Below are 26,139 nucleotides of genomic sequence, written 5' to 3'. Positions count from 1 at the left end.
TCACAGCTTCCGTGTGGCGATAGAGACGGAATAGAATCCGCCCTGACGCAGGTTATCCATCACCGCCACCAGCCGCTCCACCGCAACGCCCTTGTCACTGTTGACGATAATGGTGGTGGTCTGGTTTTCCTGCTGCTGCTGTTTGAGCGTACTGACCAGCGCGTTAAGCGCTACCGGGTGGCCGTCCAGCTGCAATTGTTCTTCAGCCCCCAGCGTGATGATCGCCTTCTTCTGCGGCTTCAGTTGCTGAGCGCTGCCGGCAGAGGGCAACTGGGTTTTCAGCCCCAGCGCCGGGATCACGTTCAGGCTAATCAGCACAAAAAACACCAGCAAAAACATCATCACGTCGATCATGGGAATCAACTCGATGTGCGCCTTGTTCTTTTTCGGTTCGTTCCAGTTACGCATGGCACTCCCTCCCAAAAGCAAAGCAGACAATATAGGAGGCCTTTGTTTACCTTTCGTTACGCTTTTGTGATGTTATTATCACAGTGAACATAATTTGAGATAATATTCCCAGCCAGCAACTGGTCGGGGTGATTATATAACTCATTAATTGGTGATGGTTTTTAGTGGAATAATGACGAAGGGAGATTTATAGAGGTTAATCTATAGGCAGGTAAGTTGTGATTATCGTGACACTTGACAGCAAGATCTTCAGACCGTGCTTTTGTACCAGAGAAAGGTGTTTGAGGGACGGGCCGCCCGGCAGTTTTGCACCAGACTCCCTTTTTGACGTTTCGCGGCAAAAGATATCTGGCCTTCTCAGATCGATGACAAAATCCTGCCCCTCGGGTGAGTGGATCGCAGAATTAATGACGGATTTTTGCCAACTCGTCAGCCGTCAAACCGGTTATTTTCATTACCGAGTCGCGATCGATACCGTTCGCCAGCATGGAGCGGGCAACCGCAAGCACACCTTCTTGACGCCCTTTCTCAATACCGCGCTGTTCACCAAGCTGAATACCCTTCTCGATCCCTTTCTGTTCAAGCTGTTGTGCAATACTCATTAGTTCATCCTCATGTTCCGGTACCCGCAATGCCAATTCGCGTACAAAGGCTTCAGCATTAGACGCTTCTCCGGCCTGAAGAATATAGTGTATCAGCGAAATCACCTGTGGCGAAGACAGATACCCCCCCAGCAGGATGGTGGCCAATCTGTCCGTCAGCTCTGCCAGGTCTCTCTGCCGAATATGTTTCTGCAACAGGGTCAGCGCGGCCATGCTGCGATGCTCCATGATCTCGTCATCGGGGATAACCGTCACATCAACCAGCGGAAATTCATCTGCATACAGCTTTCCCGCCAGCTCCGGATTATCAAACTCCTGCAGCCAGTTGGTGGAATAGGGATACGGGGTGCGCTTGCCGGTATAGAACAGGACCGGTATCACCATCGGCAATTTTTCGTGACCGGCATCCAAGTGTCTCTGCATAGCCGCTACCGCGTACCTGATGAGCCTGAAGGCCATGTGCTTATCTGGAGTAGACTGGTGCTCAATAAGTACGTGAACATAACCCTCATCCCCAGAGGTAGTTTTCAGGCTGTAGAGCACATCGCTGAAATACTGGCGAAGGTCATCTTCGACAAAAGAGCCGGACTCCAATTTCAACGTATTGAGGTCGCAGACAGCACGCAGTTCTGGCGGAAGATGAATATCCATGAAGTCGCGGGCAATCTCCGGTTGCGTCAAAAACTGACGGAATGTCGCATCGTGGGGCGTTGGCGTACTGTTTTTCTTTTTCATTGGCTGATAGCCTTTGAATATTATTTGATTTCACATTATCACAAGCATCTGCCAGATTATATTAGCGAGAGCAGTAAACTGATTGCGTAAGACAATAATGAAAATCGGTTATTAAAGCCAGAAAACCCATTAATTAGCTCAACAAAAACATAATATTATCACAAATAAAACAGTCACTTAACCAATCCATTCATTGGGATTTAATTTATTTAAAAATACTCATCACAATAAACCCCTCACCTAAATTTAGTGAAGATGAAAAAGCAGCGTTGTTTCTGAAAAATATTATCCATTGGCAGACGCCGATAGAGAAAACTCCTTTTATTAAAAATAGTGATATAAAAAAAGACGCCCTAAGGCGTCTTTTTCACATCACCGAATCAATCAGTTCACTTTAACCGGCATACCGGAACGCGCTTTGATCGCCGCGTCCACTTCGCTCTGGTTAACGGCAGGATCCATCACCACTTTGCCCACTGGCGCAGAAATGGTTAACGGCACCGGATCTTTGGACTTCAGCTCTTCTTCGTTCGCGGAAAGTGGGTTGTGCACTTCCACGTAACGGGAACCGTCCGGCTCAACGGTGGCTTTCACCGGCTCGTTGATAAACTGCACGCGGGTGCCGACCGGCACGTTGTCGAACAGGTATTTGATGTCGTCAGCACGCAGACGCACACAGCCGTGGCTCACGCGCAGGCCGATACCGAAGTTGGCGTTGGTGCCGTGGATCGCATACAGGCGGCCAACGTACAGCGCATACAGGCCCATCGGGTTGTCCGGACCGGCCGGGAACACCGCCGGCAGGATCTCGCCGTCTGCCGCGTATTCTTCACGCATCTTGGCGGTTGGCGTCCAGGTTGGGCCGTCTTTTTTGCGCTGCACCGAGGTAATCCAGTTCAGCGGGGTGTCTTTACCCAACTGGCCGATACCGATTGGCAACACGATCACGGTATTGGTGCCTTTCGGGTAGTAGTACAGACGCATCTCGGCGCTGTTGATGATGATGCCTTCACGCGGTGCATCCGGCAGGATCAACTGCTGCGGGATGGTCAGGGTGCTGCCCGCTTTCGGCAGGAACGGATCCACGCCCGGGTTGGCTTCCAGCATATTGCTCAGGCCCATCTGGTATTGAGCGGCAAAGCTCTCCAGCGGCAGCTTGCTGTCTTCGGGTACGGTGATTTGGATGTTTTCACCGACCAGACGGCTGTCTTTGGCAGGCAAAGGGTATACGACGGCGAGGGCAGTCTGGCTGAATGCAACCAGCGCCGTACACAGGGTTAATAACGCGCGAATGTTCATTTTCATCTTCGTGTTGGTCGTAGCCACTGGCAGATTATTGATATAGGTTATTTTCGGCCATCGTTTGCCCTAATGGATTTCAAGTTGCGGCTAGGCGGCAAGTGCGCGGCTCCCCGTGAGCTTACTCAGGTAAGCGACCGGGGTGAACGCAAGCAGCCAACAACGCTGCAGCTTGAAAGACGAAGGGCTGACCGGATGCGCATTATATGTGCACATTGACCTAAGTGCGAAACATTCCCTGTGTCATGACGCACTTTTTTGTAACCTGCTGCGGTAGGAAGATGACTTATTGTGAAAAACGCCGCTAAATCGCGACGTCTGGCGGCGTCATTCGGCGTATGGGGATCAGGTATTCACAACGGATCGCCGTGTTTGCTCCGTTGCAAACGCCACCCGCCGCCGGGTAAAAGCGCTCGATATCCTGCCCCGGCCGCCGCACCGCTTTCATCATCGGGATCGCGGTATCGTACAGACGGGCGATAAAGTTTTGCAATTCCTCCGCCCTGCCCTGATAGACAAAACTGGCGTAGTCGCCTTGCTCGATGATCACCGTCTCGCCTTCCGCCTGCTCATCCGCCAGCGCCACGGTATAGACAATGCGCTTGCCGCCGCGTTGGCGGCTGTCCGCCTCCAGGCTGGTGAGGCCGTATACCACCGCCGGCGGCTCGGCTTGCGTGCGCACCATCTGGCGCCAGGCGTGTTGACGCAACTCGTGTTTCGAATGCGGCAGTTGCCCCAGAGTGCAGTTGCCACGCTGGGAGCGCCCCACCAGTTGCATGGCAGGCAGGGTAACGATGTCCGCCTGCGGCAACGGCCCTTCGCTCAAACGCAGCGGTGGCTGCATGCCGTGGCTGGCCCAATCCGGACTGCGGCGATAGCCGGCCGGCGGCAAACCGAACTGCTTTTTGAAACAGCGGGTGAAGGTCTGCTGGGAATCAAACTGGTACTTATCGGCAATGCAGGCCACGCTGATGTGGGTGAGCCGCAACTCGCGCGCAGCGGCGCTCAGCCTTCTGCGCCGGGCGTAGGTCCCCAGAACGTGGCCGGTTAACTGCTTGAACAGCCGCTGCAGATGCCATTTGGAGTAACCGGATTTGGCGGCGATATCGTCCAGCGTCAGAGGCTGGTCGAGATTTTGCTCAATCCAGGCCAGCAGTTGAGTGATTACCTGTTGCTGATACATTGCGCCCCCTCGAAGTGCTAAAGCTGGCGCTTACTTTATCGACTACGGCGCTAGACCGCATTGCACAATCAGGACATAATGTTTTTCAATCACGCCAAATTGAGAATAATTCTCATGCCAGTTCTTACCGAACCGCGTTTCGACATCGATCAGGTACCGCGGGCGATTTTCGCCGTTCAGGGCTCCACCATCAGCAGCGACTGGGAGATGGCCCATCACCGCCACCGCAAGGCGCAGCTGATTTATACGGTGCGCGGCATGATCCGCTGCGAGGCGGAAAACGGCCTGTGGCTGGTGCCGCCGCAGTGCGCGCTTTGGATGCCGAGCAACGTGCTGCATAACGCCCAGGGGGCCGGCGACACCGAATGCTATTGCCTGTTTGTCGATCAGGACGCTATCGCCGGCCTGCCCACCCATTGCTGCACGCTGGCGGTGTCGCCGTTGCTGCGCGAGCTGCTGTTGCAGGCCAGCGGGTTCGATCCGCTCTATGACGAGCAGGGCCCGGAAGGGCGGCTGACCGCAGTGCTGCTGGACCAGGTGGTTAATGCGCCGATCGAGAATCTGCATTTGCCGGTCTCTCAGGACGTGCGCATTCGCCAACTGACCGAACGGCTGCTGGCCAACCCAGCGGACAAAGCCACCCTGAGCCAATGGGCACAGCGCATCGGCATGAGCGAACGCTCCCTCAACCGCACCCTGCAGCAGCAAATGGGCATGAGCTTCGGCCACTGGCGCCGCCAGTTGCACGTGATGCTGGCGCTGCAACGGCTGACCAAGGGCGACAGCGTGCAGAAGGTGGCGCTGGATCTGGGCTATGAGAGCGCCAGCGGCTTTGTCACTATGTTTAGAAAAGCGGTAGGCAAACCGCCGGCGCGCTATCTGGCGGAGAGGAACGCCGCAGACCCGGTGGCGGTCAGCGGAATAGCGATGTAAAAAAGGCCGTCATCGGCGCCGGCCTGCGGAAAACATCAGAAATCGTAAAACACCGTCAGGTGGAATCCGGCTCACCCAGCACCGCCTCTCTTCCGCTTGCCGGGGTGATCGAAACACGGATGGCAGCGGCCCCCCTCCACATTGTGATTTCCCCCCGCACCTGCCGAAATAACTCCCCTTCCGAATAAATAATGATTATTATTCGCAAATACAAGGATCGGCGCGCCACGACGCGACCGGCCGGATTTCCCTTTATTCAATGTTGAGCTTTCCTGGCTCCAGGGCAACTGCCCTGTGGGCGATATGCTTTGTTAACTCCATGGAGAGGTTATGAATTCTGCCACCACCACCAGCCGCCGCTTTGGCGCACGTGCCACCTTCCCGCTGCTGCTGCTCACGTCAATGCTGTTCTCCGCCCCGCTGCTCGCCCAGGGCGAACCTGAGCTGCTGCGCAAGCCTGTAGCTAAAGGCGCTTACGAGATGGTGTACAGCCAGAGCGAAAACGCGCTGTACCTGGCGACTTCGCAAAGCCGCAAGCAGGACAAGGGCGGCGTGGTTTATCGGCTGGATCCCAAGACGCTGGGCATCACCCAGGTCATTCACAACGACATCAAACCTTTTGGCGCCGCGATTAACGGCAAAACCGATACGCTGTTCTTCGGCAACACGGTAAACAGCTCGGTGACCGCTATCGACGCCAAGACCGGCGAAGTGAAAGGCCGCCTGGTGCTGGATGCCCGCCAACGCACCGAGACGGTAAAACCGCTGGCGCCGCGTGAGCTGGTAGCCGACGCCGCGACCGACACGCTGTACATTACCGGGCTGGGTGAATCCAGCGTGGTCTGGGTAGTGGACGGTAAAGATCTCACCCTGCGCGCCACCATCACCGATACCGGTAAATACGGCACCGGCCTGGCGTTGGACGCCGCAGCCGGCCGCCTGTATGTGACCAACGCCGACGGCGAGCTGGTGACTATCGACACCAAAACCAATAAGGTACTCACCCGCAAAAAGCTGGATGAAGCCAAAGAGCACTTCTTCTTGAACCTCAGCCTGGATCCGGCCACCCACCGCGCGTTTATCACCGACTCCAAGCAGGCGCAGGTGCTGGTTGTCGATACCCGCGACGGCACCGTCCTGAGCAAAATCGAGGTACCGGAATCGCTGGCGGTGTTGTTCAACCCGGCGCGCAATGAAGTTTACGTGACCCACCGCAAGGCGGGCGAAGTGAGCGTGATTGACGCCAAAAGTTACACGCTGCTGAACACCTTCAAGACGCCGACCCACCCGAACAGCCTGGCGCTGTCACCGGATGGCCAGACGCTGTACGTCAGCGTCAAGCAGGCCTCCAGCCGCGAAAAAGAAGCCACGGATCCGGATGACGTGATTCGTATCGCGTTGAAATAATCAAGACCGGGGGCGCTTCTGCGCCCCCACACTACGGCTTACCCAGAAACCCGTCGGCTTCCTGAACTACCGCCTTTTGGGTCGCCCGCTGATAGAGGCACAGCTCTTTGCCCGGCTTGTTCTTCATGAACGGCTGCGGGTAGCGCCCGCCGATCAACAACGCCGAGTAGCCGATTTGGTCATCATAATGAACGATCGCACCGGCGGCTTTGGCCGCTTTCAATCCGCTGGCCTTCAGGCAGGCAGCCTGCATCGCTTTATCGCCCTTGGCCCAGGCCGCTTCGGACGAGGCTGCCGCGTTGAAGGCAACAAAAGAAGCGAGAATAATAAGCATCTTGCACACTGACATAATGATCCCGCACGATAATGATGAATAATTAGCCCCGCAGGGATAGCACTGGCTTGATTAAATCCAGCTATGCGCTTTCGCCAGCACCTCTTCGGTTAACGATTCCCCCAACAGAAGCCCCAATTGATGGTAAGCCTCCCATTGTGCTTCGTCAAAAAACTGGTCCCCCGTGGTTTGCTGCGGGAATACGTGATTCCTCTTCGCATATTGATCAACATCCAGCGGCAATGGATCTACCAGATGCGGCTTAACCACGATCAGCACGCCAGGTTGCGGTCTGTCGGGGTAAACCACCCTTGCAAGCAAAAAGGGAGCCGGATTCGGCTCCGTGGTCAACATCTCTGGGGTGGTAAATAAAGATGCAAACGACGCTTGAACCCGGGTATTGTCCACAAACTCGATAAACGTCGCGTAATCTATTTTCGCCTTTCGCACCAGGTTTTCCACATCCTCGTAACCATATGCCGGATCTGCACCACAATCCGCCAGGACGATAAGTGACACCCTGCGTTTCAGCAATGCATAGACGCCGGTGTTATCAAAATGGCCGCCATCGGAAATATACCAATTCTCACTGTTCAAGCCGGGAAATTGCGCAAACATTTCTCCAACAATGGCGGATTGCCGTGGGCAGCGACTCGCCCATGCTTCAAATTTTGTTCTTTTTCTTCCCTTTTCTTCGCACCGTTCGTTTTTCCCCGGGGCAGAGAGCAGGCTTTTATTCCAATAACCCAAACGCAACCCCGAGATAAACAGCAACGCTGCAATCCCCCCTTTGGTGCGAGATCCCATTCCGGTCGCCGCCGCTGCGCCGGAGATAGCCAGCCATTTCGACAAGCATTCATCTTTAACATATTGAAGGTCATGACGTTGCGGACAAGAAGTCCCAATCTCAACCCCCAGAGCACTGAGCGTCAGCGAGACGCCTTTACGGTCGGCATTATAATTGCCGGTGCGATCATCCACAGTTTGGTTAATACAACAATTGATCAAATGAATAGGCCCACCGTAAAGATGTGGCCGATATTGCCCCAACGACACATCATCGCCGGAACGCGTCTCGGTGAGCCGGCTGGTTCCTTCAACCCACTTTCGGTCATATTTCATCAGTGGAGAACATGGGAAACGTGGCCCCTGGAATGCTTTGCCAGCGTAATTGCCGACGGAAACATAGGCTCGTTCCAACCGGGCACGGTACAGATTGTGCATTGAAGAGAGATTCAGCACGGCTATATTATTTTTTGATAAATAGAAAAAAATAAATATAAGAAAGATAAATGTCGTATCCGCGATAAACATAATCCAATGCGGTTCCAGCGCGATACGTAAGCTGGCGACACCAGACAGCAGCATACGCAATAAAATCACGCAGCCAATCAGCATCAATAACAAAACTGCATAACCCACAATACTAAGCACCGGGAATACGCCTGCCTTTTTCAACCATTTTAAGAAGCCGGTTTTATTCAACTGGCCGAGTCTAAAAATCAGGACCATCAGCGCAGATGAGGAAAAAAGCCACCCCGACAAATAGACGGAATGCGCTTTTAAAGCGTAAGCAGATACTTCAACAACGAACAGAAACAAAAAAACGGCAATGACACCTAACGCGTAAGAGAGCCTCTCCGTATGCGTTAAACGCATCTCGGCAGCCGTTACTTTTTCCCCCTGGCGATAAAATAAAACATGCCGTATTGCCGCGAGCATGGGGATGATGAGGAAAAGGGCAACAATTATCCCCCCAAAGCCCCCCAAATGATAATACACAACGATAACACCAACCAGCATGGCCAGCCCGACCAAAAACGCATCGGCAATATTAATATTGCCGTCGATATACTGCCTATCCTTCCCTTTTTCTTTCCCCCGTGGGCGCACCAGCCAATAAGCCGAAATTTGATAGGCAGCGAAAAGTGCAGGCAATAGGGCTAACCAGAGCCAGATACCCGTTACAGAAAATTTATTTGGCTCGCTCAGGCTTGCAAACAACGTCGGCCAAAGCGTCAGAGCCGCTAAAAACAGGATCAGCGTCGCCGCTTCAAAATGAGATGCCAATAGCCCGCGCAGCACATACGCAATAGCCTGCCCCTTGTCGCGAAGCCCGGCGGGTATCAGATAACGACCATTATTCCTTAGCCACCACAGCAGCAACGAGCGATCGTCTTTCAACCCCTCCTCGACTTTTTCAGCGTTCTGCTTATTGTCATAAAGCCGCCCCACCGCACCACCAATATAACCACCGCCAGACACTGTCGACATATAATCGAAACGGTGTAAAATTTTATTTTTCGCCAACGCTCGCAACAAACCAAGGCTGAAAGTCGCACTGCGAATGCCCCCTCCAGAAAGTGCAATAGCGTAGACAGGCACATCTTCACTTATTCCCGCTTTTTCTCTACGCAGTTTCACCGCCTGCTCATCACACTTTATTTCTTCCTGATGCGGATTATTATTTCCTTGCTCGTAAACGGGGCTCATTATTACGCACTCCTGACTCACCTTGCCATAACAACAAACATAGCTTTTAGCGATAAAAAGTAAAAAGTGTCAGTGCAAGGCAATAAGATACCGCCAGGACAGAAAAAAACGCCAATAGAACATTGCACAGAAAGACAATTCAATGCCTTAGATTTAGTAGCAAGATATAGATTAGCAAAGGAATAAAAAACAAAAATACCGAATATCCTTCCCGCTGCAATTTTCTACGTTAAAAAATCTAAAAACGGTATTTTTACGCCATTTTTATCTCGATGACAGGTAAAGTTACGGCGTTTTTACAGACAGTTTCCGGGGGCGCGGATAACATCATTACATCGCCGCTATGGCCTCACGAGACGGATGCCTCATGTGTTTATACCCTGCCTTGTTTATTATTGAATCCCCGTTTTTCATTAAGCTCGGGGGCCGCCATGTATTCTAATATTATCGGTTTCAACCCTCTGCTGGCGGATATTCCCGCCTCGCGGTCGCGCTCGTTTCGCAAAGAAGTTGAACAGTATTTACAACGCTACCCGCAGACCGAACACGTCGATATTTATCTCAACGATCTGAATGGCCAGTTTCGCGGCAAGCGGCTGCCGGTCGCCGAACTGTTTTCGCTGGATAAGGGCTGCTATTTCCCGTTGTCGATTTACGCCATGGATCTCGGCGGGCGGGTGATCGAAGAAAGCGGGCTGGGCCAGCAGGCGGGCGAGCCGGATCGGTTGTGCCTGCCGGTGCCCGGCACGCTGCGGCCCTGCGCCCGCGATCCGCAACGCCATGCCCAACTGCTGCTGACGATGCAAAATGCCGATGGCGACGCCTGCGAACTGGAACCGCGCGTCGTACTGCAACAGGTGCTCGGGCGGTTGCATGCCAAAGGCTATTACCCGGTGGTGGCGGCCGAGCTGGAGTTTTATCTGCACGATCCGCAGCAACAGCCCGCCGAGGCCGGCCACAGCCCAACGCAGAGTTTTTCTGTCGATGCGCCGGAGCGCCACCATGCGCTGCTCAATGAAATTGAGCATCAGGCCCGGTTGCAGGCGCTGCCGTTGACGGGGATCGTGGCCGAGGCCGCCTCCGGCCAGTATGAGTTGAACCTGCACCATAGCCCGCGGGTGCTGGAAGCCTGCGACCAGGTGTTGGCCCTGAAACGGCTGACGCGCCAGATGGCGGAAAAACACCGCCAGCACGCCTGCTTTATGGCCAAGCCCTGCGCGCAGGCCGCCGGCAGCGGTCTGCATTTTCATATCAGCCTGCAGGATGAACAGGGCCACAACCTGTTGGCCGGCACGCCGGGTGAGCTGAGCGCCGCCATGACGCAGGTGATGGCCGGGATGCTGGCGCTGATGCCGGCCTCGATGGCGATATTCGCGCCGAACATCAATGCGTTTCGCCGTTTCCGCCCAGGCATGCACGTGCCGCTGCGCGCCTCCTGGGGCCATAACAACCGCACGGTGGCGCTGCGCCTGCCCTGCGCCGACAGCGCCAATCAACGGATCGAATACCGGCTGGCCGGCGCCGACGCCAACCCTTATCTGGCGGTGGCGGCGATGCTGAGCGGCATGCTGTACGGGCTAGAGCACGCCCTGCCGCTGCCCCCGGCGGCCTGCGGCAACGGGTATGAAAACGACGACGCAGCGGCGCTGCCGCTTAACCAGCAAGAAGCGCTAACGCTGTTTCGGCAAAGCCTGCCGCTGCGCGAAACGCTCGGCCCGGCGTTTACCGCACTGTGGCACACCTGCAAAACCGCCGAATTGCGCCGTTTCGAAGAACAGGTCACCGAGGCGGAAATAAGCTGGATGCTGTAACGACCTTATTTATTGGCAATGCACAGAGGACGACGATGAAGCATCAACCTTGGTCGGTAATCGCCGACAATGATAATCAGCCGAACGCAGTAAATGATGGGCCGCTATTCTCCTGGCATAAAGGTGCCTTGACGATCAGCACCGATCGCCGGCTATTGGACATCGATTTTATTCATCATTTTCTCCGCCATTCGCACTGGGCGCAGGGCATCGATCGCGCCACGCTGGAGCACGCCATTCGCCACAGTCTGTGCTTCGGCCTGTACCGAAAAAAACGCCAGATCGGTTTTGCCCGGGTGGTGACGGACCACGCCACCTTCGCCTGGTTGAGCGACGTGTTTATCACTGCCGAATACCGCGGCAACGGGCTGGGGCAATGGCTGATGCACAGTTGCCTGGAACATCCGCTCATGAGCGGGCTGCACCGCATCATGCTCTACGCCAGCCAGGCGCCATGGCTGTACGCCAAGGCAGGCTATGAACCGATCAACCAGCCAGACAAGGTGTGGACCATCACGCAACCCGCGATGGATCGGCCCTGCGGCGCACTCAATATCCCCCAGTCTGTGCACTGAGTAAGGAAAACCCCATGTCCCGTTTGGTTTTGATCTCGAATAAACAATGTGACAGCAAGGATCTGGCCTGCGCCACGCAGGCCCTTGCGCCCGACGGCGCGAATGAGGCGGATCGGGGATTGTGGCTGGGCTGGAACGGCGACGTGCAAAACTTTGGCGAGCGTCCGGTCAACTATCGGCACAACGTCGGCTATGAGCAAGTGACCTTCCCGCTGTCGATAGACGAGTTTTGCCGCCACTATCAGGGTTACTATCACGATGGCCTGTGGCCGGTATTCCACAACCAGCCGGAGAAAGCGCATTTCACGCCGGAGAATTACCAGGCTTACCGGCAGCTCAACCTGCATTTCGCCGACATCGCCTGCGAGTATGTTTGCCCCGGCGACATCATCTGCATCGATGATTACCAGTTGCTGCCCTGCGGCCAGGCGCTGAAGGAACAGGGGTTGCTGAACCCGAGCGCGTTCTTTTTCCACCTGCCGTTCCCGTCGGTGGCGCTGCTCAGGCAAATCCCCGAACACCGCGGGTTAATCGAGTCGCTGTTTTTCTACGATCTGATCGGCTTTCAGTCGCTTGACGACCGCAATAACTTCCTCAGCTATCTGGCCGGCGAATACCCGCTGGAGATGTTGCCCGACGACCAGTTGCAGGTTAACGGGCACATCTTCGCCACCGGCATCTTCCCGGCCGGGATCAACGCCAGGAAGATTTACTGATTCAGGCTGCCGCATGGGCAACATCCTCCGTCGTAGCGGTGTTGCCAATGCGGTAACCGTTCACCCTGCATTTCCGACCGTTCAGCCTGCGTATTGAACCGCTGACTGAAATTCACATGTCTTCCCTTTCCCTAACCCGCAATGATGAGCTGTTGCCAAACCCGTCCCTGCCCCTGGGGGGACAACGCTACCGTTATCCGCACCCCGGCCACACGCCTGAAACATCTTATAAGCGGATTAACTCACTCATTTTTTTGCAGATTAGAATATTAAGGACACCTCATGAACCGAGAGGGGATTTTAAAACACATTCCATGGATGCTACTGGGGATACTCGGTGCTTCCTGCCTGGGCGTGGTTGCGCTGCGCCGTGGCGAACACATCAGCGCGCTGTGGATCATCGTCGCGTCGGTAGCGGTGTATCTGGTGGCGTACCGGTATTACAGCCTGTATATCGCCACCAAAGTAATGAAGCTGGACGCCTTCCGCGCCACCCCGGCGGTGGTCAACAACGACGGCCTGAACTACGTGCCGACCAACAAGAACGTGCTGTTCGGCCACCACTTCGCCGCCATTGCCGGCGCAGGCCCGCTGGTCGGCCCGGTACTGGCGGCGCAGGTCGGTTACCTGCCCGGCACGCTGTGGTTGCTGGGCGGCGTGGTGCTGGCGGGGGCGGTGCAGGACTTTATGGTGCTGTTCATCTCCTCGCGCCGCAACGGCGCTTCGCTCGGCGAGATCATCAAAAAGGAAATGGGTCCGGTGCCGGGCACCATCGCGCTGTTCGGCTGCTTCCTGATCATGATCATCATCCTGGCGGTGCTGGCCCTGATCGTGGTGAAGGCCCTGGCGGAAAGCCCGTGGGGCGTGTTCACCGTCTGCGCCACCGTGCCGATCGCGCTGTTCATGGGCATTTACATGCGCTTCCTGCGCCCCGGCCGGGTGGGCGAAGTGTCGGTGATTGGCATCGTGCTGCTGGTGGCTTCCATCTGGTTCGGCGGCGTGATCGCCCAGGACCCGTACTGGGGCCCGGCGCTGACCTTTAAAGACACCACCATCACCTTCACGCTGATTGGCTATGCGTTCGTCTCCGCCCTGCTGCCGGTGTGGCTGATCCTGGCGCCGCGCGATTATCTGGCCACCTTCCTGAAGATTGGCGTGATTGTCGGGCTGGCGATTGGCATCGTGATCCTCAACCCCGAGCTGAAAATGCCGGCGGTGACGCAGTTTGTCGACGGCACCGGCCCGGTGTGGAAAGGCTCGGTGTTCCCGTTCCTGTTCATTACCATCGCCTGCGGCGCGGTTTCCGGCTTCCATGCGTTGATCGCTTCCGGCACCACGCCGAAGCTGCTGGCCAATGAAAAAGACGCGCGCTTTATCGGTTACGGCGCGATGCTGATGGAATCCTTCGTCGCCATCATGGCGCTGGTGGCGGCCTCGATCATCGAACCTGGCCTGTACTTCGCCATGAACACTCCACCGGCGGCATTGGGCATCACCATGCCGGACCTGCACCGTCTGGGCACCGAAGACGCGCCGATGATCATGGCGTCGCTCAAAGATGTGACCGCCCACGCGGCGGCGACCGTCAGTTCCTGGGGCTTCGTCATCAGCCCGGAACAGATCCTGCAAACCGCCAAAGACATCGGCGAACCTTCGGTGCTGAACCGCGCCGGTGGCGCGCCAACGTTGGCGGTGGGCATCGCCCACGTGTTCCACCAGATCATCCCGGGCGCCAATATGGGCTTCTGGTATCACTTCGGCATTCTGTTCGAGGCGCTGTTTATCCTGACCGCGCTGGACGCCGGCACCCGTTCCGGCCGCTTTATGCTGCAGGACTTGATGGGCAACTTTGCGCCCTTCCTGAAAAAAACCGACTCGCTGGTGGCCGGTATCGTCGGCACCGCCGGTTGCGTGGGGCTGTGGGGTTACCTGCTGTACCAAGGGGTGGTCGATCCGCTCGGCGGCGTGAAGAGCCTGTGGCCGCTGTTCGGCATCTCCAACCAGATGCTGGCGGCCGTGGCGTTGGTGTTGGGCACCGTGGTGCTGATCAAGATGAAACGCACCCAATACATTTGGGTCACCGTGCTACCGGCGGTGTGGCTGCTGATTTGCACCACCTATGCGCTGGGCCTGAAGCTGTTCAGCGACAACCCGCAACTGGAAGGCTTCTTCTTCCAGGCCGGCGAGTACAAACGCAAAATCGCCGAGAGCGGCGCCGAGTTGAGCGCCCAGCAGGTGGCGAACATGCAGCATATCGTGGTGAACAACTACACCAACGCCGGGCTGAGCATTCTGTTCCTGCTGGTGGTGTACAGCATCATCTTCTACGGGGTGAAAACCGCGATGGCGGCGTATAAAAACCCGAACCGCAGCGACCAGGAAACGCCGTACGTGCCGGTGCCTGAAGAAGCGCCCTCCAGCGGCGTAACTGAGGGGGACGTCAAAGTTTCACCGCAGCATTGATGTGATTTAACGGATACCCTGCATAATGAAATCAGTTATGCAGTACCGATATGAACGTTAACCGGTACCCAAAGGATTTCGGGCCGCAGCAAGGCGGCAAATGAGCGAATCCCCAGGAGCTTACTCAAGTAAGTGACTGGGGTTCGGGAATGAAGCCAACACCGCTGCGGTTCGAAAGACGAAGGGTAAGCAGGGTATTTGGGAGAGAGGAATTATGTTTGGTAATCTTGGTCAGGCGGGTAAGTATCTCGGGCAGGCGGCGCGCATGCTGGTGGGCGTGCCCGACTACGATACCTACGTCCAGCACATGAAAGACAACCACCCGGACAAACCGGTGATGACCTATAAAGAGTTTTTCCGCGAACGCCAGCAGGCCCGCTACGGCGGCGACGGCAAAGGCGGCATGCGCTGCTGCTGATTTGAGTCAATAAGGACCCGACATGAAACCCATCGCCGTCACCATTCTGACCGGCTTTTTGGGCGCAGGCAAAACCACCCTGCTGCGCCATATTCTGAACGCCGACCATGGCTACAAGATTGCGGTTATCGAAAACGAATTCGGCGAAGTGCCTGTCGACAACGCGCTGATTGGCGACCGCGCCAGCCGCATCACCACCCTGAGCAACGGCTGCATCTGCTGCAGCAAAGCCAACGAGCTGGCAGACGCACTGCTCGACCTGCTGGACGGAGTGGACCAAGGCCAGTTGGCCTTCGATCGGCTGATCATCGAATGCACCGGCATGGCCGATCCCGGCCCGATCACCCAGACCTTTTTCTCGCACGAGCTCATCTGCGAACGCTTCCTGCTGGACGGCATCATCACGCTGGTGGACGCCGCGCACGCCGATCAACAACTGAGCCAGTTCAGCATCGCGCAGGCGCAAGTGGGCTACGCCGACCGCATTCTGCTGACCAAAACCGACGTGGCGCCGGACTGCGAGGCGCTGACTCAGCGCCTGCAACTGATGAACGCCCGCGCGCCGGTGTATAAAGTGACGCACGGCGATATCGACCTGGGCCTGCTGTTCGGCATCGAAGGCTTTACGCTCAACGACAGGTTGAACCTGACGCCGCCCGCCCCGCTGTTCCGCCGCATTCCGCAGCCGCAGAACGACATCCGCTCGATCGTGGTGTACCACGACCAACCGCTGGAACTGATGCAGATTTCCGAAGTGATGGAAGGCCTGCTGCTGGAGTACGCCGACAGCCTGCTGCGTTACAAGGGCATTTTGTCGATCAAGGACGAACCGCGCCGCCTGCTGTTCCAGGGCGTGCAACGGCTGTATAACGCCGACTGGGACCGCGAATGGCTGTCCGAGGAAGAACGCCGCAGTACGCTGGTGTTTATCGGCGTGGATTTGCCGGAGGAGACGATTCGGGCACGGTTTGCCGACCTGGCATAACCTTAAGTTCACCAGGCTGCGCTTTTACCCGCGCAGCCCATTTCCGCCCCTCATCCCTTCTGAAAATACGGCCCCGCCGCCACCGAATCCCGCAGGATCAGGCTCGCCGGGAAGGCTGGGCGTTTGCTCAGCTCGCCACCGTCCAGCATCGACACCAGGCGGTTGATGGTTTCCTTAATCATCTCGGTCACCGGCATTTTCATGCTGGAGAGCGAGGGAATGGTGTAAGGCGCCAGCGGGATATCATCGAACCCGATCACCGACACGGCGGACGGCACCGGGATTTGGCATTCCGCCAGCCGCTTCATGGCGCCGATGGCCATTTCGTCGTTGCTGGCGACAATGGCGCTGAACGCGTGGCCGCCGGCCAGCAGCGCATCGACCGCCGCCATGCCGCTTTGCGCATTCCACTTCCCTTCGACAATCAAGGCGTTGTTGGCCGCAATACCCTGCTGCGCCAGCGCGGATTTGTAGCCGGAGAGCCGCTCCAGCCCGGTGGGGGAATCCAGCGAGCCGGTGATGAACGCGATATCGCGATGCCCAAGTTGGATGAGGTGCGCCACCGCCGTCGCGCTGGTGGCTTGCTGATCGCTGAAGATGCAGTAGCTGTCGTTCAGCCTTAAGCGGCGGTTGATGACCAGGATCGGCTGCTTATGCCGGGAAATGATCTCGTCCATTTCCGCAATAGAGAGAAAACGCGGGTAGATGATCACCCCGTCGCAACGCAGATCCAGCAGGAATTGAATGGCGGCCTTTTCTTCTTCCGCGGTGTGCTTGCCGTCCGCCAGGATCAGCTGGCGGCCATTTTCTTCCATGATACGGGCGGACTGGGACATCAGCTCGCTGAAGTAGTTACCGCTGTACAGCGTGTTGGTGACCACCAGCCCGATGGTCTGGGTGGTTTTCGTCGCCAGATTGCGCGCCAACAGGTTGGGCCGATAGCCGGTCTCGGCGATGGCGTTATCCACCCGCTCGCGTTTCTCCGGGCTGACATAGCCGCTGCCGGACAACACGCGGGACACCGTCGCCTTAGAAACGCCGGCCTTTTTAGCCACCTCAAGTATTGTTGCCATCTGTGCGCCGTCAAAATCCATTGGATGAGCGCAGTCTACCCAAGACGCCCCCCGTTTGAAATGTTTTCACACCCGCCGACGCGAGCGCGCCCGATCTAAAAGTGACCAGTCTCACGAAACGGAAAACCAAAAAATCATAATTCTTGCCAGATTAAAAACAGATCAGCATGATTTTGTGAAACCGGTTTCTTGTGGGCGTTTCATTGAGATGGAACGGCGGATCGCCCAGGCAGTAAAAGTTCGCCTTTGGGCAATCCGAATTCCTATTAGAGAGACGATATTCCATGCCGAAGAACTACACAGAGATCTCGCAGGCAATCGTGAATGCGGTGGGCGGCCTCGGCAACATCGACGCCGTAACGCACTGCATGACCCGCCTGAGATTCGTTGTCAAAGACAAGGCGCTGATCGACACCCCCGCGCTCAAAGCGATTAATGGCGTGCTGGGCGTGGTGCACAGCGGCGAGCAGTGCCAGGTGATCATCGGCAACGAGGTATCGAAAGCCTACCAGGCGGTGCTGGCGCTCGGCCTGCCGGGCAACGCCCCCGCCGCCGCACCGGCAAAACGTAAAATCACCCTGAAAGGCATCGGCGCCGGCATTCTCGATGCGCTGGTGGGCACCATGTCGCCGTTGATCCCCGCCATTATCGGCGGTTCGATGGTGAAGCTGCTGGCGATGATGCTGGATATGGCCGGCGTGTTCGAAAAAGGCTCCTCGACCCTGATCATCCTGAACGTGATCGGCGACGGCGCGTTCTTCTTCCTGCCGGTGATGGTCGCCGCCTCTGCGGCGCTGAAGTTCAAAACCAACATGTCGCTGGCGATCGCCATTGCCGGCGTGCTGCTGCACCCCAACTTTATCGATCTGATGGCCAAGGCGGCGCAGGGCCAGGCCGTGGAGTTCGCCTACATCCCGGTGACGGCGGTGAAATACACCTATACGGTGATCCCGGCGCTGGTGATGACCTGGATCCTGTCGTACATCGAACGATGGGTTGATCGCATCACCCCGGCGGTGACCAAGAACTTCCTCAAACCTATGCTGATTGTGCTGATCGCCGCGCCGATCGCGATCCTATTGATCGGCCCGCTCGGCATCTGGATCGGTAGCGGTATTTCGGCGCTGGTGTACACCGTGCACGGCTATTTGGGCTGGCTTTCCGTTGCCATTATGGGCGCCATCTGGCCGCTGCTGGTGATGACCGGCATGCACCGCGTGTTCACCCCGACCATTATTCAGACCATTGCCGAAACCGGCAAAGAAGGCATGGTGATGCCTTCGGAGATCGGGGCCAACCTGTCGCTCGGCGGCTCTTCGCTGGCCGTGGCGTTCAAAACCAAGAACCGCGAACTGCGCCAGACCGCGCTGGCCGCGGCCGCCTCCGCCATAGTGGCGGGGATTTCCGAACCGGCGCTGTATGGCGTGGCGGTGCGGCTTAAACGCCCGCTGATCGCCAGCCTGATCAGCGGCTTTGTCTGTGGTGCCGTCGCCGGTATCGGCGGGCTGGCTAGCCATTCGATGGCCTCGCCCGGCCTGTTCACCAGCGTGCAGTTTTTTGACCCGTCGAACCCGATGAGCATTGTCTGGGTGGGCGGCGTGATGGTGCTTTCCGTGGTGCTGTCTTTCGTGCTCACGCTGATTTTAGGGTTCGAAGACATCCCGGAAAGCGAAGCCCCGCCAACGGCGGCCACCGCACCTGCGGCGAATACCGCTAACGCCGTCAATCCCCAATGAAGCACTTTCTAAGCAACAGAGGATTACATGTCTGATTCAACTTTCCCGCAAGGGTTCTTATGGGGCGGCGCCCTGGCCGCCAACCAGTCTGAAGGGGGTTATCTGGAGGGCGGCAAAGGGCTGACCACGGTCGACATGATCCCGCACGGCGCCAACCGCATGCCGGTGAAGCTGGGCCTGGAGAAGCGCTTTGCCTTGCGTGAAGACGAGTTTTACCCAAGCCACGACGCGATCGATTTTTATCACCGTTACCGCGACGACATCGCGCTGATGGCGGAGATGGGCTTTAGCGTCTTCCGCACCTCCATTGCCTGGAGCCGGCTTTACCCGAACGGCGACGAGCTGACGCCCAACCCACAGGGCATTGCCTTCTACCGCAGTCTGTTCGAAGAGTGCCGCAAATACGGCATCGAGCCGCTGGTCACCCTGTGCCATTTCGACGTGCCGATGCATCTGGTGACCGAATACGGCTCCTGGCGCAACCGCAAGATGGTGGAGTTTTTCACCCGCTATGCCCGCACCTGTTTCGAAGCCTTCGACGGCCTGGTGAAGTACTGGCTCACCTTTAATGAGATCAACATTCTGCTGCACAGCCCGTTCTCCGGCGCCGGGCTGGTGTTCGAGGCCGACGAAAACCCCGAGCAGGTAAAATACCAGGCCGCGCACCACGAACTGGTGGCCAGCGCGCTGGCCACCCGCATCGCGCATGAGGTGAACCCCGCCAACCAGGTGGGCTGCATGCTGGCGGGCGGCAATTTCTACCCCTGGTCCAGCAAGCCGGAAGACGTGTGGGCCGCGCTGGAGAAAGACCGCGAGAACCTGTTCTTTATCGACGTGCAGGCCCGTGGCGCTTACCCCTCTTACTCCGCCAGGGTGTTCCGCGAGAAAGGCGTGCACATCGCGATGGAGGAAGGCGACAGCGATATCCTGAAGAACACGGTCGATTTCGTCTCCTTCAGTTATTACGCCTCGCGCTGTGCTTCTGCCGATATGAACGACAACAACAGCAGCGCCGCCAACGTGGTGAAATCGCTGCCGAACCCGCACGTGCCACGCAGCGACTGGGGCTGGGGCATCGACCCGCTGGGTTTGCGCATCACCATGAACATGATGTACGACCGTTACCAAAAACCGCTGTTCCTGGTGGAAAACGGCCTGGGCGCACACGACGAATTCAATGCCGTCGGCGAGATTGAGGACGATTACCGCATCAGTTACCTGCGGGAACACATCCGCGCCATGGCCGACGCCATCGCCGACGGCGTGCCGGTGATCGGCTACACCACCTGGGGCTGCATTGACCTGGTGGCAGCCTCGACCGGTGAAATGAGCAAGCGCTACGGCTTTGTGTACGTCGACCGCGACGACCACGGCAACGGCACCCTCGCCCGCACGCGCAAGAAATCCTTCTGGTGGTACAAGAAAGTGATTGCCAGTAATGGGGAGGATTTGGGGTGATGGAGTTGGCGGCGGCAAGGGCTGCTAAGGGAGATTGTTGCGAGCTGCATTCCAGATTGAGTAGTAAGCCCCTGTAATTCTGTACAGGCTGTTTTTTCGCCTTTGCGCCAGCGCTATAGTCTCCTGGCTGCGGCACAATCCGCAGCCGGAGTTAGCGTTCCGAACATACACTGAGCAGCATTATGTATATAATGCTGGGGCCTTGAACATCCAGAATTATGGTGGCCCAGGCGGAGGCTTCGCAAGAAGCGCCGGTTTCCTTAGTGTCCGGTAACGCTAACTCCGTTTGGGCTACCACCATGGGTTTAGCGTCTCACGTGGTAGCAACGCACCACACTAAGGAGAACAGCCACATGGAAAACATTTCCACCTCACAATCCGCCACAAGTACCCTCACCCTCTATCGCGAACTGTTCAATCAGCTCGATCTCAGCACCTTAGACTTGCCACAACTCTTAGACTTAGCCGCCCTCTCCGCCGAACAGGCCGAAGGGTTATGTCATGGCCTGATGCTGTGCGGCAATCTCCTGCAAAAGCACCCACAAGCCGATGACGCCCAGTGGGAACAGTTGAATCACTACCTCAACGCAACGGCTCACTTAGTACCGGCGCTGTGCAACCTTTATGGCCGCGCACTGCGGCAGATGGAGTGCCAGGAGCTGGCAGGTTAAAAACAGATAAAAATGATAATAATAAGGACGGTATTAGTTTGGTGCCGTTCTTATCACCCCGGTAAATCTCATAGATCTGACTGACATATCACGATAAACACATTCACGAAGGTAGGCATTTTCCCCCTGGCCTGGCATAGTTAACGCATTCGATAAATCGATGAGCTAACTGCTGGGTAACCACGCATGGCCGCTGGCAGTACGCAAACGCATTGATCAGAATCCGTTCTGCAATGAGGGGAATGTTTTGGCTATAAAGATCGCAATGTTATCTTCGAAAGAGGCTGTTCTAGACGCAATCAAAGAATATAACAACCAAGGTTATGATGATTTCCTTAAGAAAAATAAAATTGAAAAAATAAGAACACACAAGGTCCGTTATAATAAATCCCTGTACGACATTAATGGCATAGCCACCGCAGCTTATATTCTACAAATTGGTGAACCTCCAGATAAAATAAAATTCAGTGTTAATCTAGAAACCGTCATCCAAGAGTTAAAAAAACTTGGCTTCGAGGTAGTTGAAACGCCGCACCCTCTGGAGAAATTAGAGAAAGGTGAACTTTACAAACGTAAAGATCTCCACGACCTCTACGGCGGGCAAGAGCAAGGCGGAATATCGACACCCAAAGAATTCCCCGTGATCTTCATTTTCACCGGAGAGGCTGGCGAAACACATGGGTACAAAGACGGATGGTCTAACGACGACCACTTCTCCTACACGGGAGAGGGGCAGAAAGGTGACATGGCGTTTACCAACGGTAATAAACATATCCGAGACCATAAAGATAATGGTAGGGATATACTTTTATTTGAATATAATAAAAAACGTACGGGCGTAAAATTTATTGGATTGTTTGAGTGCGATTCATGGAATTACACCCAATGTCTAGATACCGAAAAAAACATGAGGCAAGGGATAGTTTTTAATTTATTCCGAGTATCTTCTGCTCAAGACGTAGACAATGACACCACTACATCAGAAGTAGACCAAAAGAAAGAAACGCTCGAGCAGCTACGCGCCAAGGCCATAAAATCATCCATGATGACGAGCCGGCGCAAAGAGAGCGATAGCAAACAATCTTGGTTCGAACGCAGCGAAGACGTGAAAAAATACGTACTTCAACGCGCCAATGGCATCTGTGAATCCTGCGAGCAACCCGCACCGTTCCAGAAAAAGAATGGCGATCCTTATCTAGAACCTCACCACACAAAACGCCTGGCCGATGAAGGCCCCGATCACCCGCAGTGGGTTGGCGCCATCTGCCCTACCTGCCACCGTCGGATACACAGTGGTGCTGATGGAAAAGCGCTGAACCAGACTTTGATGGTGAAATTGGAGCTGAAAGAGGCGGATTTTAAATAGCTATTATTTAAAAACTATCCGTGTAGGAATGCTTCGAGGGTGGTGTTTAACGAGACGGGTCTAAAAAAGGATCATCTTTTCCCCACATCATCCTCTGCCCACGCTTTGCGGTGATCCGATAAGGTACCACCCATAACCGCAATGTCTTTGAGAATGCAAAGTGCTGCGGTATCGGATGGTTGAAGTCATCGTGTGCTGGGTAGATCAAATACATGTCACCGTCGCCATCAAGATATTTTTGGCCGTATGCAAACATTTGATAAAAATCAGATTGTGCGATGCCATAGAGAGATTGTTCCTGAGAGTTGTTATTAATCAACTTCCATTTAGTATCCAGCACCATCTTAGTTTTTACCGGGTGGCGTGACTGAATCAACAAATCTGGGCGCAGCTTAAAGCAATCCCTCTCACCATGTTTAACCAATGAGTAGCTCGCAGCCTGCAGCTTTAATTTGAAGCCGTGTGGGAGTTCATCAGTAAGAGTCTGTGCGACAAAAGACTCAAACACCGCCTCCATAGGGAACAACAGCGATAAGGCTTTAGCATCCCCTTGCAAAGCACTCGGGCTCATTCCGTGCAAAATCAATTGCGCCCATGCAAGCGGCTCATGGTAATGAGCCATACTGCGATCCAGGCGCAGGCTCGATATATCCCCATCAATATCTCGGCTAAACGGAACGCCATCAAAAGCAAAGCGCATTTCCTGCAGCCAGCGCTGATTCTCTGATGACAGACTAAGACCGCCTAGTTTATGAAGTGCTGAGTGTAAGAGCCTATTGGCGGCACAGTCGGGCAAGTAGTCATCGTAATCGACACAGAATTTATGACGATCCACAACGTTATGTCGCAACTGAGCGGAAAGCATCAGTTTGCCTTTCATGAAGGGTAAATTACCCTGTTCGTTCACATAGTCTGAGCGCAGACCCTGTTTAAGCAGTTGGCTAACGCTATGCAAAAACTGGTTGATGAAAATCTCCAGTAAAGGCATTCGTTGTGCATGAACGGCAGCCTGCTGGGTTTGGATATGCCTAAACCCTGACAAATGGCTCAGCATAGCCAGCAAAGTTTCTCGTGCATGCCCACGCGAAAGGTTTTTGCCTATCTTGGGCAGAACTTCAAGCTGCAGGCCAAAGGGGGTATAAAGTATCCCGGCGTAATTTTGTACTTGCAGCAACCTGCACCCAGAGCGTGAGGTGAGTTTGAGCAGTTGGCTCCCCTTCTCGCTGGTTAAGCTAAGCGATTCTAAATAATTGAATACCTCATGAGGGAGAGGAACAGCACCGGCCGGCGTTTCTTTTTCAACACCTAACAGGTCATACTCAAAAACAGAGATCACCTCACCCATTTTGCGCAGCCTGTGTAGCAGGGACGGCCTCTTCGGGTTGATAAATTGCACGGTAAGCCTGGGGCATATTCCAGACTTCTTGCTCAAAAGCCTTAAGTTCGTAGACTGTTGATTGCTGCTCGTGACGCCGTAAACCATGGTCAGCACCAAACAGCATGTCTAGATCGTCGGTTTGCTCAATGACAAACTGTAGGCTGTCGTCTTGCTTCTGATTATCTGCCAACACCAACCGGATCTTGTTCCAATCGTCGAAGAAATATTCCTGCAATAACGGAATGATCTTTTTCTGGAATGCTGCCTTCAGCTGTTTAAACGCCTTCTCTTCATCCTTCGCATCGCAGGCTTTTTTTACCGGCATAAAGAACGCATGCCCTAACGTATGCTCGCGATCGTAAAGCGCCTCAATTCGGCTATTAAGTTTCTCTAATAACGATTCAAGCTCAATGCCTTTTACTTTGGCGCCACTGAGTAACGAGAGATCTGGCATCATCTCGACAAAATCGAAGCGTCGGCGTAATGCAGTGTCCATCAGCGCTAATGAACGGTCTGCGGTATTCATTGCCCCAATAATATCGACGTTGCCAGGCACACTGAATGTCTGGCCGCTATAGGACAGTTGCAGGCTCATCGCATTGCTCATCCCGGCGCGCTTATCGATTTCAATCAGCGAAATCAACTCACCGAAAATCTTTGAGATATTGCCACGGTTAATCTCATCAATAAAAATGGCATAGCGGTGCGCCGGATCGGCATTAGCCCGCTGGCATAAACGCATGAAAATGCCAGGCTCAATGGGATAAGAAATATTGCCGCCCTCATCGGCCCGAGCCCGCATCCCTTCGATAAACTCTTCGTAACCATAAGACTGATGGAAGGTAACTACGGCAAACCGCTGAATGGCCTCTGCGGTTTGCGGGCCTTGCTTTAACTCATCATAGAGTGAAACAAGATCTTCCACTTGCTCTAGCTGCGACTTAACCAGGAACCACTCACTCTCGGCCGTTTTATTAAAAATCGTAGGCTCACGACGATTTTTATATTCAACCGTGGTGGATTCCGGCACGGTAAAAGATTGCAGTGTGGCCCAAGCCGTTTGCGATAAATTACTGCTGCGACCATTCAATAAGGCTTTACGTTGGAACCACGGGTGCTCAGTCAGTTGGCGAACTTTGGCGCGTTTATTCAGATCCAACAAGACCAGCGTTATCACCTGCATCCAGTTAAGCGATTCAAGGCGGGAATCTAGCCAGGCATCATAATCGGCGGGAGCAGCCTGCGTGGTGTACTCCTTCATTTTTTGCTGCAAGATGAAGGTCTTCCCGGTTCCCGGGGGGCCAAAGTAGATCATATTGACGGGTGAATGCTGCGGTATCGCCACGCTCACCACTTCATTGCTCACCGTGACGGCGCTGCTCACCATTTTCTCTTGTTTTTGCTCGCTGTCACGCTCACACAGCAGTTCATAGAGATGCCAGATCGCCATGTTCACATAGTAAGGATCCACATTTGGCAGTTGCCCGTTAATCGCGCCCTTCAACTCATGGTTTTTCTGCAGCCAATCGCCAGCAAGCGTCAGGCCAAGCGAAAATTGCTCATTCAAAAACGTCGCGGCTTTGGTAAACGCATTTTCGTCTACCGTGCTGGTGCAAGTTTCTGGGGTAAAAGCCGCAAAGACACGATTCCTCAAGCTCCAATACATCCGCTTGAGCTGTCCGGTTTCCTTGGCTTGCTGCAAGGCGGCTTCCACATATTGGTAAGTTTGCTCATCGGGTTGGCGATGAATACGCTCGGTCAGTTCTCTGAGTTGCGGCAGGCTTTGTTGGAACTCAGCCAACGACGGAACACCCTGACGGATGCTGGCAATACCGTTATCACGCTCATACCAAAGCCGTTTAACCAGATCATCCGTCTCCGGCTCAGAGAATGTCTGGGTTTGTTGAAGCAGCGCCGTAAACTCGCGGTAACGGTGATTCCATTCTGAATGGGTGTAATCTTTGTATTCGGCCAGTGAGTTAATCAATTCACTGAGAGTCAGCTTACCTGCTTCAACATCGGCAACGATATCCATCACGATAGTTCCTGTACGGTGACATTATTATTTGAAAGAAAACCGGTACTGTTACTACAA

Annotated in this window: 21 protein-coding genes and 2 pseudogenes; 13 read left to right on the top strand and 10 right to left on the bottom strand. The window is 55.1% G+C overall.

Annotated features, from left to right (window positions below; translation table 11 throughout):
- From JK621_RS01700 to JK621_RS01685, 5 genes and pseudogenes are all read right to left on the bottom strand, one after another.
- Positions 1–408: an ExbD/TolR family protein gene (locus tag JK621_RS01700; protein WP_212558380.1), complete on the bottom strand. Its 408-nt coding sequence runs from the start codon at positions 406–408 to the stop codon at positions 1–3.
- Between the two features lie 196 nt (positions 409–604).
- Positions 605–733: pseudogene (locus tag JK621_RS25310) on the bottom strand (hypothetical protein); the annotation flags it as partial.
- Between the two features lie 79 nt (positions 734–812).
- On the bottom strand, positions 813–1,745 hold the full coding sequence (locus JK621_RS01695) for an Rpn family recombination-promoting nuclease/putative transposase (protein WP_212558379.1): 933 nt from the start codon (positions 1,743–1,745) through the stop codon (positions 813–815).
- Between the two features lie 384 nt (positions 1,746–2,129).
- Positions 2,130–3,050: a L,D-transpeptidase family protein gene (locus JK621_RS01690; protein WP_212558378.1), complete on the bottom strand. Its 921-nt coding sequence runs from the start codon at positions 3,048–3,050 to the stop codon at positions 2,130–2,132.
- A gap of 298 nt (positions 3,051–3,348) precedes the next feature.
- On the bottom strand, positions 3,349–4,227 hold the full coding sequence (locus tag JK621_RS01685; protein ID WP_212558377.1) for a helix-turn-helix domain-containing protein: 879 nt from the start codon (positions 4,225–4,227) through the stop codon (positions 3,349–3,351).
- A gap of 114 nt (positions 4,228–4,341) precedes the next feature.
- On the opposite strand from JK621_RS01685, the gene JK621_RS01680 reads away from it, so the two are divergent.
- Together JK621_RS01680 and JK621_RS01675 are read left to right on the top strand one after the other, a co-directional pair.
- Positions 4,342–5,160: an AraC family transcriptional regulator gene (locus JK621_RS01680; protein ID WP_212558376.1), complete on the top strand. Its 819-nt coding sequence runs from the start codon at positions 4,342–4,344 to the stop codon at positions 5,158–5,160.
- Positions 5,161–5,490: 330 nt separating this feature from the next.
- Positions 5,491–6,567, top strand: coding sequence for a YncE family protein (locus JK621_RS01675; protein ID WP_212558375.1), 1,077 nt, complete (start codon positions 5,491–5,493; stop codon positions 6,565–6,567).
- Positions 6,568–6,598: 31 nt separating this feature from the next.
- Here the strand turns inward: JK621_RS01675 and JK621_RS01670 are convergent, their stop codons facing one another.
- Together JK621_RS01670 and JK621_RS01665 are read right to left on the bottom strand one after the other, a co-directional pair.
- Positions 6,599–6,901, bottom strand: a complete 303-nt coding sequence (locus tag JK621_RS01670; protein WP_432761918.1) for a hypothetical protein — start codon at positions 6,899–6,901, stop codon at positions 6,599–6,601.
- Between the two features lie 72 nt (positions 6,902–6,973).
- Positions 6,974–9,394: a patatin-like phospholipase family protein gene (locus JK621_RS01665; protein WP_212558374.1), complete on the bottom strand. Its 2,421-nt coding sequence runs from the start codon at positions 9,392–9,394 to the stop codon at positions 6,974–6,976.
- Positions 9,395–9,825: 431 nt separating this feature from the next.
- Between JK621_RS01665 and JK621_RS01660 the strand changes: the two genes are divergently transcribed.
- From JK621_RS01660 to yjiA, 6 genes are all read left to right on the top strand, one after another.
- Positions 9,826–11,205: a glutamine synthetase family protein gene (locus tag JK621_RS01660; RefSeq protein WP_212558373.1), complete on the top strand. Its 1,380-nt coding sequence runs from the start codon at positions 9,826–9,828 to the stop codon at positions 11,203–11,205.
- Positions 11,206–11,240: 35 nt separating this feature from the next.
- Positions 11,241–11,780, top strand: a complete 540-nt coding sequence (locus JK621_RS01655) for a GNAT family N-acetyltransferase (RefSeq protein WP_212558372.1) — start codon at positions 11,241–11,243, stop codon at positions 11,778–11,780.
- Positions 11,781–11,794: 14 nt separating this feature from the next.
- Positions 11,795–12,496: a trehalose-6-phosphate synthase gene (locus JK621_RS01650; RefSeq protein WP_212558371.1), complete on the top strand. Its 702-nt coding sequence runs from the start codon at positions 11,795–11,797 to the stop codon at positions 12,494–12,496.
- A gap of 282 nt (positions 12,497–12,778) precedes the next feature.
- Entirely contained in the window at positions 12,779–14,959 is a 2,181-nt protein-coding gene (locus JK621_RS01645; protein ID WP_212558370.1) for a carbon starvation CstA family protein, read from the top strand.
- A gap of 214 nt (positions 14,960–15,173) precedes the next feature.
- A complete protein-coding gene (locus tag JK621_RS01640; protein ID WP_004953088.1) occupies positions 15,174–15,377 on the top strand; it encodes a YbdD/YjiX family protein in 204 nt (67 codons plus the stop codon).
- Positions 15,378–15,399: 22 nt separating this feature from the next.
- Positions 15,400–16,362 (top strand): GTPase, encoded by a 963-nt coding sequence (gene yjiA / locus JK621_RS01635; protein ID WP_212558369.1) that lies wholly within the window; start codon positions 15,400–15,402, stop codon positions 16,360–16,362.
- A 50-nt stretch (positions 16,363–16,412) separates the two neighbouring features.
- Here the strand turns inward: yjiA and JK621_RS01630 are convergent, their stop codons facing one another.
- Positions 16,413–17,435 (bottom strand): LacI family DNA-binding transcriptional regulator, encoded by a 1,023-nt coding sequence (locus tag JK621_RS01630; RefSeq protein WP_212558368.1) that lies wholly within the window; start codon positions 17,433–17,435, stop codon positions 16,413–16,415.
- Between the two features lie 284 nt (positions 17,436–17,719).
- On the opposite strand from JK621_RS01630, the gene ascF reads away from it, so the two are divergent.
- The 5 genes and pseudogenes from ascF to JK621_RS01605 all read left to right on the top strand — a co-directional run bounded on the left by ascF (position 17,720) and on the right by JK621_RS01605 (position 22,666).
- Positions 17,720–19,171 (top strand): PTS cellobiose/arbutin/salicin transporter subunit IIBC, encoded by a 1,452-nt coding sequence (gene ascF / locus JK621_RS01625; RefSeq protein WP_212558367.1) that lies wholly within the window; start codon positions 17,720–17,722, stop codon positions 19,169–19,171.
- Positions 19,172–19,198: 27 nt separating this feature from the next.
- Positions 19,199–20,629 carry a 6-phospho-beta-glucosidase gene (locus JK621_RS01620; protein WP_212558366.1) on the top strand — a complete coding sequence of 477 codons (1,431 nt, stop codon included), beginning with the start codon at positions 19,199–19,201 and terminating at the stop codon, positions 20,627–20,629.
- Positions 20,630–20,847: 218 nt separating this feature from the next.
- Positions 20,848–20,898, top strand: a pseudogene (locus JK621_RS25305) (hypothetical protein); the annotation flags it as partial.
- A gap of 84 nt (positions 20,899–20,982) precedes the next feature.
- Positions 20,983–21,300 (top strand): hypothetical protein, encoded by a 318-nt coding sequence (locus JK621_RS01610; RefSeq protein ID WP_212560103.1) that lies wholly within the window; start codon positions 20,983–20,985, stop codon positions 21,298–21,300.
- Positions 21,301–21,547: 247 nt separating this feature from the next.
- Complete coding sequence (locus JK621_RS01605; protein ID WP_212558365.1) at positions 21,548–22,666, top strand: HNH endonuclease; 1,119 nt, start codon at positions 21,548–21,550, stop codon at positions 22,664–22,666.
- A 46-nt stretch (positions 22,667–22,712) separates the two neighbouring features.
- Here JK621_RS01605 and JK621_RS01600 read toward each other — a convergent pair whose 3' ends face one another.
- Both JK621_RS01600 and JK621_RS01595 read right to left on the bottom strand, forming a co-directional pair.
- A complete protein-coding gene (locus tag JK621_RS01600; RefSeq protein WP_212558364.1) occupies positions 22,713–24,011 on the bottom strand; it encodes an McrC family protein in 1,299 nt (432 codons plus the stop codon).
- Positions 24,004–26,079 carry an McrB family protein gene (locus JK621_RS01595; RefSeq protein ID WP_212560102.1) on the bottom strand — a complete coding sequence of 692 codons (2,076 nt, stop codon included), beginning with the start codon at positions 26,077–26,079 and terminating at the stop codon, positions 24,004–24,006. The genes JK621_RS01600 and JK621_RS01595 overlap by 8 nt, the downstream gene beginning before the upstream one ends.
- Positions 26,080–26,139: the final 60 nt, after the last annotated feature.

The sequence above is a fragment of the Serratia plymuthica genome, from assembly GCF_018336935.1.
GTDB lineage: Bacteria > Pseudomonadota > Gammaproteobacteria > Enterobacterales > Enterobacteriaceae > Serratia > Serratia plymuthica_B.
The sequence above is the reverse complement of the archived record's forward strand: the minus strand, read 5'-3'. Positions and strand labels throughout refer to the sequence as shown.

Bases quoted from the DNA above. Each gene is read 5' to 3' on its own strand.
- JK621_RS01700 (WP_212558380.1), bottom strand. From the start codon at position 408: ATGCGTAACTGGAACGAACCGAAAAAGAACAAGGCGCACATCGAGTTG.
- JK621_RS01695 (WP_212558379.1), bottom strand. From the start codon at position 1,745: ATGAAAAAGAAAAACAGTACGCCAACGCCCCACGATGCGACATTCCGT.
- JK621_RS01690 (WP_212558378.1), bottom strand. From the start codon at position 3,050: ATGAAAATGAACATTCGCGCGTTATTAACCCTGTGTACGGCGCTGGTT.
- JK621_RS01685 (WP_212558377.1), bottom strand. From the start codon at position 4,227: ATGTATCAGCAACAGGTAATCACTCAACTGCTGGCCTGGATTGAGCAA.
- JK621_RS01680 (WP_212558376.1), top strand. From the start codon at position 4,342: ATGCCAGTTCTTACCGAACCGCGTTTCGACATCGATCAGGTACCGCGG.
- JK621_RS01675 (WP_212558375.1), top strand. From the start codon at position 5,491: ATGAATTCTGCCACCACCACCAGCCGCCGCTTTGGCGCACGTGCCACC.
- JK621_RS01670 (WP_432761918.1), bottom strand. From the start codon at position 6,901: ATGCTTATTATTCTCGCTTCTTTTGTTGCCTTCAACGCGGCAGCCTCG.
- JK621_RS01665 (WP_212558374.1), bottom strand. From the start codon at position 9,394: ATGAGCCCCGTTTACGAGCAAGGAAATAATAATCCGCATCAGGAAGAA.
- JK621_RS01660 (WP_212558373.1), top strand. From the start codon at position 9,826: ATGTATTCTAATATTATCGGTTTCAACCCTCTGCTGGCGGATATTCCC.
- JK621_RS01655 (WP_212558372.1), top strand. From the start codon at position 11,241: ATGAAGCATCAACCTTGGTCGGTAATCGCCGACAATGATAATCAGCCG.
- JK621_RS01650 (WP_212558371.1), top strand. From the start codon at position 11,795: ATGTCCCGTTTGGTTTTGATCTCGAATAAACAATGTGACAGCAAGGAT.
- JK621_RS01645 (WP_212558370.1), top strand. From the start codon at position 12,779: ATGAACCGAGAGGGGATTTTAAAACACATTCCATGGATGCTACTGGGG.
- JK621_RS01640 (WP_004953088.1), top strand. From the start codon at position 15,174: ATGTTTGGTAATCTTGGTCAGGCGGGTAAGTATCTCGGGCAGGCGGCG.
- yjiA (WP_212558369.1), top strand. From the start codon at position 15,400: ATGAAACCCATCGCCGTCACCATTCTGACCGGCTTTTTGGGCGCAGGC.
- JK621_RS01630 (WP_212558368.1), bottom strand. From the start codon at position 17,435: ATGGCAACAATACTTGAGGTGGCTAAAAAGGCCGGCGTTTCTAAGGCG.
- ascF (WP_212558367.1), top strand. From the start codon at position 17,720: ATGCCGAAGAACTACACAGAGATCTCGCAGGCAATCGTGAATGCGGTG.
- JK621_RS01620 (WP_212558366.1), top strand. From the start codon at position 19,199: ATGTCTGATTCAACTTTCCCGCAAGGGTTCTTATGGGGCGGCGCCCTG.
- JK621_RS01610 (WP_212560103.1), top strand. From the start codon at position 20,983: ATGGAAAACATTTCCACCTCACAATCCGCCACAAGTACCCTCACCCTC.
- JK621_RS01600 (WP_212558364.1), bottom strand. From the start codon at position 24,011: ATGGGTGAGGTGATCTCTGTTTTTGAGTATGACCTGTTAGGTGTTGAA.
- JK621_RS01595 (WP_212560102.1), bottom strand. From the start codon at position 26,079: ATGGATATCGTTGCCGATGTTGAAGCAGGTAAGCTGACTCTCAGTGAA.